15 protein-coding genes and 2 pseudogenes are annotated in these 15933 nt (G+C 54.0%); 12 read left to right on the forward strand and 5 right to left on the reverse strand.

Going from position 1 to position 15933, the window contains the following annotated elements:
- A pseudogene (locus AB7F49_RS32170) lies at window positions 1-324 on the forward strand (DDE-type integrase/transposase/recombinase); the annotation flags it as partial.
- A 5-nt stretch (window positions 325-329) separates the two neighbouring features.
- On the opposite strand, the gene AB7F49_RS32175 reads toward AB7F49_RS32170, so the two are convergent.
- The gene (locus AB7F49_RS32175) at window positions 330-818 is read right to left on the reverse strand and encodes a hypothetical protein (RefSeq protein WP_428529927.1); all 489 of its coding nucleotides are present in this window, start codon (window positions 816-818) and stop codon (window positions 330-332) included.
- A gap of 160 nt (window positions 819-978) precedes the next feature.
- A complete protein-coding gene (locus AB7F49_RS32180) occupies window positions 979-1848 on the reverse strand; it encodes an IclR family transcriptional regulator domain-containing protein (RefSeq protein WP_428529913.1) in 870 nt (289 codons plus the stop codon).
- 124 nt (window positions 1849-1972) lie between these two features.
- Between AB7F49_RS32180 and AB7F49_RS32185 the strand changes: the two genes are divergently transcribed.
- A complete protein-coding gene (locus AB7F49_RS32185; RefSeq protein ID WP_428529914.1) occupies window positions 1973-2638 on the forward strand; it encodes a transglutaminase-like domain-containing protein in 666 nt (221 codons plus the stop codon).
- 14 nt (window positions 2639-2652) lie between these two features.
- Here the strand turns inward: AB7F49_RS32185 and AB7F49_RS32190 are convergent, their stop codons facing one another.
- From AB7F49_RS32190 to AB7F49_RS32200, 3 genes are read right to left on the reverse strand one after another with little or no spacing between them, the layout of a single operon-like run.
- Entirely contained in the window at window positions 2653-3102 is a 450-nt protein-coding gene (locus tag AB7F49_RS32190; protein WP_428529915.1) for a PaaI family thioesterase, read from the reverse strand.
- Window positions 3103-3120: 18 nt separating this feature from the next.
- Window positions 3121-3900 carry an enoyl-CoA hydratase/isomerase family protein gene (locus AB7F49_RS32195; protein WP_428529916.1) on the reverse strand — a complete coding sequence of 260 codons (780 nt, stop codon included), beginning with the start codon at window positions 3898-3900 and terminating at the stop codon, window positions 3121-3123.
- 47 nt (window positions 3901-3947) lie between these two features.
- Complete coding sequence (locus AB7F49_RS32200; protein ID WP_428529917.1) at window positions 3948-4724, reverse strand: enoyl-CoA hydratase-related protein; 777 nt, start codon at window positions 4722-4724, stop codon at window positions 3948-3950.
- A 232-nt stretch (window positions 4725-4956) separates the two neighbouring features.
- On the opposite strand from AB7F49_RS32200, the gene AB7F49_RS32205 reads away from it, so the two are divergent.
- The 10 genes and pseudogenes from AB7F49_RS32205 to AB7F49_RS32250 form a co-directional block, all read left to right on the forward strand.
- Window positions 4957-6105 (forward strand): acyl-CoA dehydrogenase family protein, encoded by a 1149-nt coding sequence (locus AB7F49_RS32205; RefSeq protein WP_428529918.1) that lies wholly within the window; start codon window positions 4957-4959, stop codon window positions 6103-6105.
- A 16-nt stretch (window positions 6106-6121) separates the two neighbouring features.
- Window positions 6122-8404 carry a CaiB/BaiF CoA transferase family protein gene (locus AB7F49_RS32210; protein ID WP_428529919.1) on the forward strand — a complete coding sequence of 761 codons (2283 nt, stop codon included), beginning with the start codon at window positions 6122-6124 and terminating at the stop codon, window positions 8402-8404.
- Window positions 8405-8407: 3 nt separating this feature from the next.
- Window positions 8408-9199: an SDR family NAD(P)-dependent oxidoreductase gene (locus AB7F49_RS32215; protein ID WP_428529920.1), complete on the forward strand. Its 792-nt coding sequence runs from the start codon at window positions 8408-8410 to the stop codon at window positions 9197-9199.
- Window positions 9200-9210: 11 nt separating this feature from the next.
- The gene (locus AB7F49_RS32220) at window positions 9211-9996 is read left to right on the forward strand and encodes an enoyl-CoA hydratase/isomerase family protein (protein WP_428529921.1); all 786 of its coding nucleotides are present in this window, start codon (window positions 9211-9213) and stop codon (window positions 9994-9996) included.
- Between the two features lie 45 nt (window positions 9997-10041).
- Window positions 10042-11106 carry a TRAP transporter substrate-binding protein gene (locus tag AB7F49_RS32225; protein WP_428529922.1) on the forward strand — a complete coding sequence of 355 codons (1065 nt, stop codon included), beginning with the start codon at window positions 10042-10044 and terminating at the stop codon, window positions 11104-11106.
- Window positions 11107-11162: 56 nt separating this feature from the next.
- Window positions 11163-11756 carry a TRAP transporter small permease subunit gene (locus tag AB7F49_RS32230; RefSeq protein ID WP_428529923.1) on the forward strand — a complete coding sequence of 198 codons (594 nt, stop codon included), beginning with the start codon at window positions 11163-11165 and terminating at the stop codon, window positions 11754-11756.
- Window positions 11756-13036, forward strand: coding sequence for a TRAP transporter large permease (locus tag AB7F49_RS32235; protein ID WP_428529924.1), 1281 nt, complete (start codon window positions 11756-11758; stop codon window positions 13034-13036). The genes AB7F49_RS32230 and AB7F49_RS32235 overlap by 1 nt, the downstream gene beginning before the upstream one ends.
- Window positions 13037-13082: 46 nt before the next feature.
- A complete protein-coding gene (locus AB7F49_RS32240; protein ID WP_428529925.1) occupies window positions 13083-14246 on the forward strand; it encodes an acyl-CoA dehydrogenase family protein in 1164 nt (387 codons plus the stop codon).
- A gap of 26 nt (window positions 14247-14272) precedes the next feature.
- The gene (locus tag AB7F49_RS32245; protein ID WP_428529926.1) at window positions 14273-15478 is read left to right on the forward strand and encodes a CaiB/BaiF CoA transferase family protein; all 1206 of its coding nucleotides are present in this window, start codon (window positions 14273-14275) and stop codon (window positions 15476-15478) included.
- A gap of 336 nt (window positions 15479-15814) precedes the next feature.
- Window positions 15815-15933 (forward strand): annotated as a pseudogene (locus tag AB7F49_RS32250) (electron transfer flavoprotein subunit beta/FixA family protein); the annotation flags it as partial.

Genomic DNA, 15933 nt, shown 5'->3' on the forward strand with positions numbered 1-15933 from the left:
CGAAAGCTGTGAAGCCTGCCCGGAAGTGTCAACTGGTAGAGCATGCGCGAGCGACCTGGCGGGTGAGCATTCGACGTGCTTGCCGTGCATTGCCGGTCGATCGGTCGACCTACCACTACCGCTCTCGTCGAGCCGGGCAGGCACAACTCACCGAACGCATCAAAGAGATGGCGGCAACGCGGGTGCGCTACGGCTCCCGGCAGCGATCCGTGTCGACCAGGGCATCGAGTTCGTCTCGCGTGATCTCGATCTGTGGGCCTATCAACGCGGCGTCACACTCGACTTCTCCGGCCCGGCAAGCCGACTGATACGGATGTTGTAGACAAGCCTTATGTTGCAAGAGAGTACTTCTTTTTGGTTCGAGGCTTCGTTCGCCACCGTGATGCGAAGTTCGCGTAATTCTGCTCGGCAGCTTCGACGCGGTTTCGTTCCTCGGCCCGCTTCTCTGGGATATTGTAGTCGTAGGCTGAACCGCGCTTGGCATGGCTGGTTGGCAGGCCGGCGTGCAGCTCAATGCTTCGGAACTTCCGTGCCAGCAGCGCGGGTCTCATCCAGATGTAGTCGGTGCCCTTCGTCAGCATGTGCCAGATGATCATCGCCAGCTTTCGTGCAGTTGCGACCGCCGCGATGCGTTTGCCCCGCCGCGAAGCCACGCGCTGGACGGCTTTACGCCAGATGTCGGGACAACTTCGAAAGTATCTTGATAGATAGAAGTCGCCCTGACGTTCGGCTAGAAGTGCTATCCAAATCGCTCCCAATTCTCTTGGTTGGCAATGTTTACTGCGATGGATAGCCTGGATCGACGTCGTCTCGGCCACCAACTTTATGTAATTGCGCCGCTGGCATTTCTGTTTGGGAAGCAAAGCGTCAGCAGTGCATCGAGTTTCAACATAAGAAATGCTCTTTCATTTTTCAATGTTAAAACGCGACGGCGGCCGAACGCCAGGCGGAGACGCGTCCCTCGGCGCCCCTTATGGTTCAGACTCTAGCGGTCTTTGCGCGTTTGATGCTGGCCGACGAGGCGCCCTTAATGGAGGCACGATCGATTGCATGGTCGTCATTATTTGTTCGGCCGCTATCAAGTACGTCGGCGAGTTGGTCGGCGGCTCGTTGCAAAGGCTCCAGGTATTTTCTGACGCCTTCTTGTGGCGATACAACGCTCGACAGCATCATTATATTCATTGCCCCAAATACCTTGGTTTTCGTCCGTACGGGAACCGCCATTGCCCAGATGGACCCTGAGTAAATGCGCTCACTGTACTCCTCGTCCATCACGCCGAAGCCGCGGGAGCGGACTTGATCCAGCATTTGTTTTAGCTTTCTAGGATGGCGGGCGAGCTCATTCCAGCGGTCCGATCTCTGGATGATGTGCTCGAGTGTGCGCTCACGTTCATCATTGTCACAGAATGCGAGGTACGCGCGCCCAAGTGAAGTAGCGAGGACCGGTGCGCGAAAGCCGGGCCTGCGGTTGAACGACAACGGACCTTGGTTTCTCGTTGTCTGTACCACGATCATTTGGTCTGTATCACAGATGGCAAGATCCGATGGCCAACCTATCTCGTTACGAAACCGCCCAAGCACCGGTTCGGCAATGCGTCCCATCCACAAATGACGGTCGAAGCCTTGGCTAAGGCTGAGAGTTCGCGCGGTAGCATAATAGACAGGACTCTCCGCGTCACGGATGACGTACCCTCCGTGCTCAAGTGTTTCCAACATGCGCAGAATCGTGGCCTTATCGAATTTTGTCTGAGCATGAATTGCCCGAATTGTTGCGGCCTTTTCAGCGTTGACGATTCGCAGGATTTCAAGGCCACGCAGGAAGGCTATTACTGGCTTAAAGGAGCGCATCGCGACTCTCTCCCGAGAACTCAAAGCCCAATCTAGTGTATTCCCACTGAGGAAGGCCATTGACCGAAGCCGTAGCTATCTGGCACGTCTATCACTATGACAACAACAGATTGAAGTGTGCACCATGGATCCGCAGATTGAAATAAACGATATTTTTCTTGCTGCAGCTGAGTATATCGATAGCGATCATCGATCTATCTACCAATTTGTCCAAACGCGAGTTGGTCATCTCGGCACCGACGTTGAGAAAGCGCACATTCTTTATCGCTGCGTACGGGACGAGGTCAGATATGATCCGTACGTCGACTATACGGACTTGAGCACCTATCGGGCGAGCGCGGTTCTCGCACAGGGTAAAGGTTATTGTGTTGGCAAGTCCGCACTTTTCTGCGCGTTATGTCGCGCGGCCGAAATCCCTGCTCGCATCGGACTTGCCGACGTTCGCAATCATTTGGCGACGGCGCGCCTACTAAACATGACTCGCACAGACATTTTTGTTCTGCATGGGTACGTAGAACTATATCTCGATCGACGCTGGGTCAAGGCGACGCCGACGTTTGATGCTGCGCTTTGCCGCAAACTCGACGTGAATGTTCTTGAGTTCAATGGTATCGATGACGCTCTATTGCAGCCATTTAGTGCGGATGGGCGGACATTCATGGAATACTCACGCATTCACGGAACCTTTTTTGACGTTCCAGCTAAATTCGTAATGCACACCATGATGCGATGCTACCCGTTGCTCTGTCGGCCTGGAGGAGTGAGAGGGATTATGGCTAAGGAGGTCTAGGCAGCAAGCCCATTTCAATAGTCATCGGCGCCAGCATCAATGCCTGTTGTTGGGTCGCGCAGATGAATTGGGTCGTTGTTGTGTGGTCGGCGGACGATAAAGGTGCCTAGGCCGGTAGCGCATATTTCCCCCCTGTCCGTAAATACATCACATCTTGTTATGACCGTCCGACTGCCGCCACGGATCGTCTCTGCAATCGCCACCAGTTCATCGCCCTTCCCGGGAGCCAAGTAATTGACTTTCATTTCGAGAGTTACGACAAGTCGCCTTCGATTGAGATAATTTCCGCCAGAAGCGACCGTTCCCATGGCGATATCAAGGAGCGAGGCGACAACACCGCCGTGGGCAACACCCCGTATGTTTCGCTTTTGGGCGGTCAGCGGAATTGCAATAACCGCACGTTCATCCGACACCTCGCGGTATTGCACTCCGAGCCACTGTCGGAAACCGACGTCATCTTCCATGTTCTGCCCTACTGTTTGTCACGCGCCAGTGAATTGCGGCGGCCGACGCTCGGACATGGCCTTAACGCCTTCACGGAAATCAGCTGTGCCACGTTGCCACTCTTGCTCGGTGCATTCGCGTTCGATCGCCATGGACACAGCATCGGCAAGCCCGCGGCGCAGCGTTTCGCGCGTCGACTGCACGGCGAGAGGACCAGATTGCGCAATCTCCTCGGCTAACGTTTGCGCCGTCTCCAACACTTTCACTTGCGGCACCAGGATATCGGCGAGGCCAATTCGAGCTGCCTCCTCGCCGTTGATGCGGCGCCCAGTGTAGAAGAGCAATGCTGCGCGTTGATCGCCTACGACTTTAGGAAGCATTATAGACAGGCCGAAACCAGGGTGGAGACCAAGGCGGTTAAAATTTGCCGAAAATCGAGCCTCCGGGCAGGTCACTCGAAAGTCGGCAGCCAGCGCGAGCCCCAATCCGCCACCTATGGCGGGCCCATGAACAGCTGCGATCACGGGCTTACGCATCCGAAAAAGGCGGCCCGCGGACTTGTAGATGTGTTCGCCACTCGTCTCAGGAGCGCGGCTGAGGTCCTTTCGTTTCGAAAAATCAGAGCCGGCACAAAAGGACTTGCCTTGCGATGCAAGCACGATGGCGCGGCAATCTGGATTCTGGTCGAGTGCTTCTAGTGATTTGGCGATACGGAAGATCAATGATTGATCGAAGTAATTGTGAGGCGGGCGTCGCATAGTGACAGTTGCAACGTGAGCAGTTCGCTCCACCGTCAAGTCAGTTTGTTCGGTTTGCATGAATTGATCCGTCGATGGTGGTAATGGCATGCGTGGCGGCATATACTTCACCTCGAATGGACGGGTCTTCGTTTCTCGGCGAACGATGCGGATTGCTCCTTCTGCTCTTCAGTGCCGTAGTAAAGAGCGACGGCTTGAAAACCGAGTGCGCCAATCCCGCGAATATTCTCGCTGTCAGCGTTAAAGGAACGTTTTGCGATCGCAAGCGCGGTTGGACTTTTGTCCTTGATCTCCTGGCACCACAATTCGACCTGGGCGTCGAGTTCTTCGTCCGGTACAACCTTATTTACGAGTCCCATTGCGAGGGCTTCATCGGCTGTATAGCGTCGACACATAAACCAGATTTCCCGTGCTTTCTTCTCACCGATGATGCGACTTAGATATGCGGTTCCCCAGCCGGGATCGACCGAACCCACCTTCGGACCGACCTGACCGAACACGGCTCCTTTGGCGGCAATAGTTAAATCGCAAACCGTCGCGAGAACGTTTCCGCCGCCAATAGCAAAACCACGGACCTTAGCTATCGTCGGTTTTGGGGCATCGCGAAGAGCGCTGTGCAATTCTTCCAGCGGCACCCCGATAATTCCGCGCGCAACACGGTTGTTTTTTTTCTCGCCAGTATCGCCGCCGACGCAGAATGCACGCGAGCCTGCGCCGGTCAGCACGATGGCGCGGACCTCCTTATCCCATGCCGCGCAGTGAACGGCTTCGAGTAGCTCGACGAATGTTTTCGTTCGTAACGCGTTCATTCGTTCCGGCCGATTGATGGTAATCGTGGCTGCCCCGTTTCGGGTTTCGTAAATCAAGTCCTCATATTTCTGCATGTCACTTGCCTTTCGTCAGTGATCCAAATTCCAATCAATCAGGCCGAATTGACATTCTGCACCAGATGACGGAGATTGCCTAGTGAAATGGCGTTGCGTTTGGTGAAATACAGGCAGTCGTCAGTTCGGATGCGGAAAACAAGAATTTTTGGCCGCCACCAAACGCGGCTGATGATCGAAACGGTCTTCCCTGAAGCGGGTAGGCTTTGCTCTAGTCTTGGGGGATACGCTCATGGATGTGCCTGGAATAACCGCGGAGCAAGGGCTCTTTAGAGATGCGGTTGTAAGTGCTGCTCAACAAGCGATCTTTCCGAAGACAGTCGAGATGGATCGTACGGACGTTCTTCCTGACACGATTCTGCCGCTACTTCAGGAGCTTGGCGTTCTGACGATGTGCCATCCTGAGTCTGCCGGCGGAGTGGGGCTTGACCCGGTTACCTGCTGTCTCGCGACTGAAGCGCTTGGCAGCGTTTCACCCGCAATTGCCGTGATGACAGTCGCAAACTGGGCGGCCGTGAATGTTCTGACGGCGAGGCCGTCGAACATTGGTGGTCGATTTCTTCAGCGATGGATCGAGAAGCCGACAGTTGGATCTTACTGTCTCACGGAGCCGCGCGGCGGATCCGATGCAGGTCATCTAGAGACGACGGCGGTACGCAAGGGAGACCGTTATATTATCAACGGAACAAAGTGCTTCATAACGAACGGTGGCGTGTCGTCCGTGTATGTGATTGTCGCAGCGACTGATCAGGGTGCTGGCTCGCGCGGGACGACGGCCTTTGTCACCGATGCGAATGCACCGGGCCTCACAGTTAGTCGGCTCGAAGACAAAATGGGCACTAGGGGCTGCGCGCTGGCTGAGATCACGCTCACCGACTTGGAGGTGCCGGTTGAGAATCGAATCGGGCAGGAAGGTGAGGGACTGGCTCTCGCAATGGAAAGCCAGAACGTCAGCCGCGTTACGCTTGCGGCATCATGCGTTGGTCTTGCTCAAGGCGCATTGGATCACGCTTATCGCTATGCAAATGAGCGTGTGCAATTCGGTCGTAAGATCGCGGAGTTTCAAGGATTGCAGTTTAAGTTTGCCGATATGGCCACGAATATCGAGGCGGCAAGATCACTTGTTTATCGGACGGCGAACATAATCAAAGCAGAGGGACAGGGTTCAGCGAACGCGCGGCGCCTGGCGGCCATGTCAAAACTTTACGCAAGCGATGTTGCCATGTCGGTCACCGTCGAGGCCGTGCAAATGTTTGGTGGCTACGGCTACATTAAGGGAAATCCCTGCGAGATGCTCATGCGCGATGCGAAGGTCTTTCAGATTTTTGCCGGAACCAACGAAATCCAGCGTCGCGCGATTTTCAAGGCCTGGCCCAACTGACCCGGACTTCGTCGTGATGAAGCGCGCGCTGGACGACATTTTCGTCATCGAGGTAGGCTCTGGTTGGCCGATCTCGATTGCTGGTCGCGTCCTTGCTGAACTTGGGGCGACTGTTGTTAAGATTGAGGAACCGGCCGGTGACTCATTGCGACGCGCGGGTCCGCTCCACAGCGATGGACAGAGTTGGATTTGGCATTCGGTATGCGCTGGCAAGCGTTCGATTGTGGTGGACCCCGATAGCAGCAACGGTCGGCAATTTCTGCTTGATCTTGCTGCGGCTGCCGACGTTATCCTGAGTGATGGCGTGAGTTTCGGATTTTCCGAAGTTGAAGGGGTTAATCGTGAGGACCTGATTTTTGCCACGTTGACGCCCTTCGGCCTAAGTCCGCGAACAGATTGGAAGTCTGGTTGCGACGGAGTCATACAGGCTTCTGCGGGGATTATCGCGACAACCGGCTTTCCATCCGGTCAGATGACGCGCGCTGGCTGCGGGTTGGCCGATCATGTCGGCGCCTTCTATGTCGTCACCGCTATTCTCGCAGCACTGCTTCATCGCGATTATTCTGGCCGAGGTCAGACAATCGATATGTCATCGTGCGACTGCCTGATGACCTTGCTACTGCTGTGGCTGCCTAAATACTTTATGACAGGCGGAGCGCCAACGCGGCAGGGCAATCGCCATTTGAGCAGTGTGCCGTGGAATGCTTACCGCACGGCGGACAGTTGGGTCATGATGTGCACGAGCACAGATGCTCAATGGCTGCGTCTGTATGATCTGATGGGGCGCCCGGATCTCACGGGCGGTCCTTACGACACGCTCCGCGCGCGTATGGATGCTGTCGAGTTGATCGATGAGATCGTGGCCGAATGGCTGAGTGCGCAGTCGACCGACCACGTCATCAATCAGTTGCATCAGATCGGGGTGCCAGTTGGCCGCATCTTTACGATTTCGGAAATGCTCAACGATAAGCACACCCGTTTCCGTCGAACTGCGATCGATGTTCCGGATCTCGCGGGCGGTAAAGTTCGGATTGCGGGTCCTTTGTGTAAAATGTCAAAGACGCCAGGGGTCATTGACAAATGTGGACCAGGGCTCGGTGCCGATAATACTCGCCTGCGCGAAGAATTGAACGAGCGGCTACGCGATTGCAAGCCAAAGAAATTGAACATCGCGCCGCAGCTCGGTGAAATCAAGATCATTGAATCTGGCGTCTTTGGGGCCGGTCCCTTTGCTACTAAGCTGCTGGCTGAGCTTGGCATGAAGGTGATTAAGCTTGAATCGCTAGAAGGCGATGGTATGCGCCATTACCAACCGCAACTTAACGGGACTGCGTATCCTTTTCATCTTTATAACGCCAATAAGCATTCTATTTCGCTCGATTTAAAATCTCCCGCCGGAGTTGAACACGCGCGCGAACTGATCAATAGCGCTGATGTTTACCTAGAGAATCTAGGTCCCGGCGTGATTGACCGTCTTGGTCTTGGGTTCGACAGCTTTAGCAAGAGCAATCCAGAGCTCGTCTATTGCTCAGTGAGTGGTTTCGGCCGTGTCGGACCGTACGCCGGCAATCGCGCCTACGACACCGTGATTCAGGCGATGTCTGGGATCATGTCCGTTACTGGCGAGGACAGGCCCACGAAAATTGGGGTTTCTGCAGCGGATATTCTCGGACCTATTTTCGCTTGCATTCCGATTCTTGCCGCTTTGCACAATCGTAATCGTACGCGCGAAGGCCAATGGATCGATGTTTCGATGCACGACGTCTGTGCCGCGACGACACAGTCGCTATGGCCGGTGGTCTGGCAGAACGGCGACATTAGGAGAACGGGTAATCAACATCAGTATTATGTCCCTTATAATAATTATCCGACGACGACAGATGACGTATTCATTGGGGTCGAGGATGATCAGCAATGGGCGTCCCTTGCCGAGCTGATTGGCTTGCGAGGCTGCCATGAATGGTCAACAACAGCCGGCCGTATTGCGAATCGAGATGCCGTAAACATTTGCGTCGCGGCATGGACGAAAGGCCAAGCCGCTGAGGCGATTGCCAACATGTGTCAGAGTGCCGGTGTTCCCGCCTCACCGTTGCGAAGCATTGAAGGCGTCATGCAAGATCCGCGGATGGCAGAGCGAAATATGATCGTCGAGATTCAGCACGTCGACGGTATGCCTCTCATATTGACCGGATCGCCCTTCAAAATGAGCGTAACGCCAGGTCAGATCGTTCGTGGTGGGCCTCCGCTAAATGATTTTGCAAATCCAGACAGCGCACAGCGGTCAACAAGGAAAGAGTGAGCAATGAATACTGGACTTCGCGGCCGAACTGCCTTGGTGACTGGATCAGGTCAAGGCATTGGCCGCATGATTGCATCTTGCCTCGCGCGCGAAGGCGTAAAGGTCGCGGTAAATGATATTAATCTAGACCTCACTAAAGATAGCGTGAGCCAAATCCATTCCGAAGCTGGCGAAGCTGTGTCAGCTCCTTTTGATATTACTGACTACAGGGCGGTAGAAAAGGGTGTTCAAGCGATCGAAGAGCAGTTCGGGCGCGTCGATATTCTCGTCAATAACGCGGCTCTTCTCCTCGGTCACCATGATTTCATCGAGACAAGTCCGGCAGATTGGGATCGCGAGATTAAGGTTTGCTTTTACGGTGCGCTGAACTGCTGCCACGTGGTAGCCAAAGGCATGGTATCGCGTAAGTCGGGGAAGATCGTAAATATCGCCTCGGATGCCGGGCGCATCGGGCAAGCGCGTGAAATCGCTTACGCCGCCTCGAAATCCGCAGTGATCGGCATGGCAAAATCGCTCGCGCAGGAGCTTGGGCAGTATAATATCAATGTCAATGCGATCGCTCCGGCCGGCACCGATACACCTCTGCGACAAAGTGTCGAGCAAAAGGAGCGTGAACGGCTTGGCGAAGAAAAGTACCGCGAACGCGAACGCAAGATCCTTCGCCTTTATCCACTTCGCCGCATAGGCAGGACGGAAGACATTGCAAACATGGTCGTCTTTCTGGCCTCCGACGCCGCTCGTCATGTCACTGGGCAGGTGATTAGCGTCAATGGCGGATATGCGATGCCTGGTTAAGGAGAAATACAATGGCGAATCCTGAAGTTATGCTTGTGGAAAAGCGTGGCGCCGCCGCCATCCTAACCTTGAATCGGCCGGAGAAGCGCAATTCGTTGAGTGGCGAGCTGCTTAAGGCAGTCGCGCGAACGGTTCGCGAGCTAGACGCCGATCTGTCTGTTCGCGGAATCGTGATAGTTGGCGAAGGGAACATTTTTTCGACGGGTGCAGATCTCAATGAGGCGTTGGAAACAACCGAGTTGCCAAATGTCATCGACTTCCTGAACAATTTCCGCGAAGCAAATGCGGCCATCGAGTCCAGCCGCAAGCCGGTTATCGCAGCAATTTGTGGATACTGTCTAACAGGCGGTCTTGAGCTTGCGCTTGCTTGCGATTTGCGCATCGCCGGCGACAACGCGCAATTTGCTGTAACCAGCGCTAAGATCGGATCAGTTGCGGGTGCCGGGGGTACGCAACGGCTCGTTCGCCTCATTGGTGCTGATCATGCCAAAGACATTCTGTTCAGTGCCGAATTCATAGATGCGCAAAAAGCGCTTGAGATCGGCCTGGTCACGCAAGTGCTGCCGCATGCCAATGTACTCGATGCTGCCTTGGCGCGCGTCAATGATTACGCCAAGCAGGCGCCCTTGAGCATCTGGTTGAGCAAGGTTGCTGTCAATGTCGGGCGGAATTTGGATTTGGAATCGAGCCTAATCTTTGAGCAGTTGTTGACGGCGGCTGCGTTCGGCACCAACGACCGGAAGGAGGGCATGAGCTCTTTTCTCGAAAAGCGCTCCCCCAAATTTACCGGAACTTGAGCGACGGCCAACGAACTAAGTACGCGCAAACTGAGGAGGGAAAATATGTGGATCTGGTATGCAATGCTGAAATGCGTAAGCGCTGTCATCCTCGGCTTAGGCATGCTCAGTGTGTCAATGGTCTCGGCGCAAGAGAAGGTGCGACCACAGAGTTTCAAGGTTCTTGGTTCATTCGCAAATCTGTCCCCCTTTCTGAAGTACGAGCAACCGTTTTGGAGCAAAACACTCACTGAGAAGTCAGGTGGCGCAATAAAATCAGATATTCGTCCGCACACGGAACTCGGCTTGAAGGGGTTTGAGATTCTGCGACTGCTCAATTTGGGCGTCTTCGATTTCGGGCACGTGGTGATTGGGTATGTTGCTAGTGACAACCCTGCTTTTGAAGGCTTGGATCTTGCCGCTTTGACGCAAGACTTCCAATCGCAACGCGCGATCTCTGAGGCCTATAAGCAGGTGCTTGAGCCGCTACTTGAAAAGAAGCACGGCGTAAAATTGCTTGGTCTGAACCCTTATCCTAGTCAGATGTTCTTCTGCCGATCTGAGATCAAAAGTCTAGCCGATTTGAAGGGCAAAAAGGTCCGTGTGTATTCGGCGACCCTTGGTGACTTCGTCGAAGGCGTTGGTGGCATCAGCGTCACGATTCCCTTCCCCGAGGTCGTCCCGGCGCTTGAGAAAGGCACGATTGATTGCGGCATCGGTGGTGGATCCACGGCTTTCGCCGGCAAGTGGTACGAAGTTGCCAAATCGATCTATGGCATGCGCGTCGGATACGGCATGGGGATGATCCTCGCCAATCTCCGAACCTGGAATAATCTTGATCAAGGCACGAAGAACCTAATCCTCACGGAGATGAAGGCCTACGAGGATCGGATGTGGAGGGGGATCGCGCTTGAAGATCAGGAAGGTCTCGACTGCAACGTCGGCAAAGCGTGCACGCTGGGCAAGCCCGGTAATATGACATATCAAGCGCCTTCGGCCGAAGACCTCAAACAACGCGGAGAAATTCTGAAAAACTTTGTCGTGAAACGCTGGGCCCAGCGTTGCGGCAAGGAGTGCACGCAGGAGTGGGGCAAAACGATCGGGAGGCAACTCGACATCGCCGTGCCTTAAGGTCATGTCGCCCCTGCCGGCACGATTTAGGTGTCGGCAGGTACGGGGGGAAACAAATGCAGTTGCTTGATCAACTAATCGTACAAAGTCGAAATGTTTTTCGGTGGGCGGCATGGCTCGGCGGCGGATTAATGTTGTGCTGTGCTTTCGTAGTTAGTTTCGACGTAATTTGCCGAAAACTCTTCGGCTATACGCTCGCCGGCTCTGATGAGTTATCCAGCTACGCATTTGCCATTAGCACAAGTTGGGCCCTGGCTTACGCTCTTCTCGAGCGTTATCAGATACGGATTGACGCGATCTATATTTTTCTGTCTGATGGTGCAAAAGCAATTCTTGATGTCCTTTCTTTAATTGCGTTTTCTGTCTTTATTAGTTTCCTGACGTACCGATCGGCAGTCGTATTCGCGACTAGTATACAATTTGATTCCCACGCTAATACGCCATTGCAAACACCGTTATCTGTTCCGCAAGGCCTGTGGCTGATCGGATTGTTTTGCTTTGCCATCGCGATCGTACTGCTCTTGATAAAGGCTCTTGTCGCGCTCACCAAAGGCGACTTCAGGACAGTGCGCAGTGTCTGCGGTATAAGGACTCAAGAAGAGGAGGTCGCTGATGATCTCCAAAGCCTCTCGACGGGCGGGAGGCGCTAATGCTCGGGTTTGGTCTTTTTCTTCTCCTCGCGCTAATTGCGCTCAGTCTACCGGTTGCGGCGGTTCTCGGCCTGGTGGGCTTGCTCTTCAGCAATTTGTTTTCGCCTATGCCGCTAGATCTCGCGATGGGCGAGATGTTCTGGCAATCCTCAACGGAAGCAATATTAGTAGCGATCCCCATGTTTATTCTGCTTGGTGAGATTATTCTGCGCTCGGGCGTTGCTACGAAAATGTATAACGCGCTTGCGCAGTGGCTCGCTTGGCTCCCTGGCGGGCTCATGCATGCGAATATCGGAGCCTGTACCGTTTTCGCGGCGACGTCGGGGTCAAGCGTCGCAACGGCAGCAACGATCGGTACGGTCGCTCTGCCGGAGATGAATAAATACCGCTATAATGAAGCTCTCTATCTCGGCACGCTTGCCGCTGGCGGCACGCTTGGAATTCTTATTCCGCCTTCGATCAACTTGATCATCTACGCGATGTTAACCGATACGTCCGTTCCTAAACTCTACCTTGCGGGGTTTGTTCCCGGTTTTGCCCTGGCGATGTTGTTTTCGGTGACCGTGATCATCGCCTGTCGTTTTAGACCAAAATGGGGTGGAGCTCCGGTTCAGACGAGTTGGGCGATGCGTATACGTACACTTCCCGACCTTTTGCCACCGTTGTTCATCTTTTTGCTCGTCATCGGATCGATCTATGGAGGCTTAGCCACTCCCACCGAAGCTTCCTCGCTGGGTGTTGTGGGCGCTGTCATATTGGCTGCAACCAATCGTACCTTGTCGTGGCAGATGTTGCGTGTCGCATTTGAAAATGCCATGCGCATAAATGCGATCTTGATGCTTATTATCGCCGCAGCAACCTTTCTAAATTTTGTGATATCTACCATTGGGTTAACACAACAACTCGCGGAGTTTGTCCAAAATCTTGGTCTTGGCAAGCTTGGGACGATGATAGCAATCATTATCTTCTACATCTTGCTCGGCTGCGTCATGGAAACATTTTCCATGATGGTCACGACTACCCCTCTAATTTTTCCTATTGTCGTCGCGCTTGGATACGATCCGATCTGGTATGGAATCGTCCTTGTGATCCTTATGGAAAAAGCTCTGATAACGCCACCTTTCGGTTTGAACCTGTACGTGATTCAAGCGCTACGTGATCGTGGTAGCTTTAATCAGGTCATAGTGGGCTCATCCGCATTTGTCATCGCTATGCTGTTGATGATTGTGGCGCTGATCGCGTTCCCGGAGATTGCGCTCTGGTTACCGAGCAGCCGGTAATGGGCCAATTAAATTGTCGTTTAGCTCGCGGAAGGAGCGACCGAACTTGAATAATGAGTTCCTGGAAGAGCATCAAATGGTGTTGGATCTGGTCGACCGGTTCGTCGAAGAGCAACTCATGCCTATGGAGCCAGCTGTCCTGCAGCGCGAAATTCGTGGCGAGCGGCTGGCGCTAACTGAGGACGAGGAGACACCGCTTCTCGATAAATGCCGCGACCTTGGCCTTTGGGCGCTTGATGCTCCTCCGGAGCTTGGCGGTGTGAATCTGCCCAACGTCGTGTGGATGAAGATTAACGAAGCTCTTGCTAAGACAATAACGCCTTTCGTGTTCCCGCCGGATTCGCCTAACATGCATATGTTGCTCGCAACCGTGAACGACGAACAGCGCGAGAAGTATCTTCTTCCTTATGCCGACGGGCGCAAGAAGGCTGCGATCGCCATTTCGGAGCCTGGTGCTGGCGGTGACCCCGCCGGCATGACGACTCGCGCCGAGAGAGATGGCGACGATTGGATCATTAACGGACGAAAGATTTGGATTAGCCGCGTAGCCGATGCCGATTTTACGATTGTTATGGCACGCATCGGCGGTGGAAAGCGGCACGAGGGCATTACAGCATTTATTGTCGAGAAGGGAACGTCGGGCTTTAACGTGACTCGGGAGATAATCATGCTCGGCGGTCACCGCACTTATGAAGTGGCCTTCGAAGATTGCCGCATTTCTGGGGCGCAATTGCTAGGAAAAATCGGCGGCGGATTTGCGCCAATGCAGCTTCGGTTGACTATTAGGCGTTTGCAGATTGGGGCTTGGTGCATCGGCATGGCTACCCGTGCGCTCGAGATGATGATCGAACATGCCGAGCAGCGTTTTACGTTCGGGGTTAAGCTTGCCGATCGTCAAGCAATTCAGTGGTGGATCGCGGACGCGGCGACGCGGATTCACGCGTGCCGTCTCATGGTTGACAACGCAGCGCAACTTCAGGATCGAGGGCAGGACGTACGGACCGAAGCCTCGATGATTAAGGTTTTTGCCACCGAGATGGCTGCAGAGGTGATTGATCACGCCATGCAGTCGCTCGGAGCCATGGGGCTGACCAAGGAGATGCCTCTTCATCTTATGGCGCAAAAAGTCAGGGTCATGCGTGTCTACGAAGGACCAAGTGAGATCCACCGTATGACAATTGCCCGCAAGATGCTGAAAGATGCGAACTGATCACGAAAGTCGGATAATTGAAAGTAATGACACGAGCTACAAATACGCCTCTTTCGGGAATCAATGTCCTCGATCTTGGGCAGATCTATCAAGGTCCCTATGCCTCGTTTTTAATGGCTAAAGCTGGCGCAAATGTCATTAAGGTGGAACCACCGAACGGGGAACCGTCGCGGCTTCGCGCCAAGGTGGGCCGCGGAGCCTCACTGCCGATGGTCATGTTGAACACGAACAAGCGCGGCATCACTCTCAACCTGAAGACATCAAGAGGTCGCGATCTGTTCGCTGGCCTTGTCGGAAAGGCAGACGTCCTAGTCGAGAATTATGCTCCGGGTGTGCTCGACAGGCTTGGGGTCGGGTGGTCAGTACTTCACGAAATTAATCCACGTCTGATTTATGCTTCAGCAACTGGATACGGACTCTCCGGGCCGGATCGCGATAACCTCGCGATGGATCTGACCGTGCAGGCCGTAGCCGGCATTATGAGCGTCACGGGTACGCCAGACGGGCCACCGCTAAGGGCCGGACCTTCGATTTGTGACTTTCTCGGTGGTGTGCATTTGTTTGCCGGCGTCATGACCGCGCTATATGAGCGGTCGATTACCGGTGTTGGACGGCTCGTTGAGGTAGCGATGGAGGAAGCAGTCTATCCGACATTAGCGTCGAATTTGGGCCTTTTATACAATACTCAAGGTGAGATTCCTCCCCGCGTTGGAAATAGACATGGTGGCCTCGCCCTTGCACCCTATAATGTCTATGCCGCGCTTGACGGTTTTGTTGCAATCATCTGCGTTGTCGAAGATCATTGGACTAACCTCATCGCGGCAATGCGTCGAGACGATCTCCGCAATGATCCCCGATTTATGACAAATAAGCTTAGAGTCTCGAATTTGGCTGATACGGATAATGTCGTCGAAGATTGGACGTCGAAAAGGACCAGAACAGAGATTTTCGAATTAACACGAAAGCACCGCGTCCCCTCCGCGCCCGTCCGTGACCTTAAAGAGGTCGTTAACGATCCCCATATGCATGCTCGCGGAATGCTCGAATGGTTCGACGATCCCGACCTTGGTCGCGTCGTCTTACCATCGACACCGATCAGGCTTCATGGAGTGGATCGTGTCCCAATTGCAGCTAGTCCGCTACTCGGTCAACATAATGACGAAGTATACGGGCAGTGGCTCGACCTTTCCGCTGATGATGTGGCAAGGCTGCGTGACGAAGGTGTGCTCTAATGTATCTCGTTTAAACCCCAAGATCGAAACTTAGACGAGGTTAGCTCTGTTCAAGCCCTGCATCTTGTCGCGATTTTCTGCTTTCCTGACGCTTCTATCGATCTTCATGTCAATCATGGCGCGGAAAGTGGTCGCAATTGAATCCCGGAGCGAACCATTCTACTGCGCGCCCATTGGCGATTTGGCCGAAGATTTGTTGCAGGTCATTTTGCGCGACGAACGGTTCGGCTCGTCATTTAACTTTGTACGCGAGTCGGGGGCGAAGGATCCGATACTCGGCCAGCATGCTGCAAACCCTAGAGTGTATGAATCTAACTGAAATCTAAAGTGATTCTCATGAAGATCCGTGTGCCCGTGAAGCGGGTGGTCGACTACAACGTCAAGATCCGGGTGAAGTCGGACGGTTCGGGGGTCGAGCTATCGAACGTCAAGATGTCGATGATCCCGTTAGACGA

The organism is Pseudorhodoplanes sp. (assembly GCF_050250235.1).
In the GTDB taxonomy this organism is placed as follows: domain Bacteria; phylum Pseudomonadota; class Alphaproteobacteria; order Rhizobiales; family Xanthobacteraceae; genus Pseudorhodoplanes.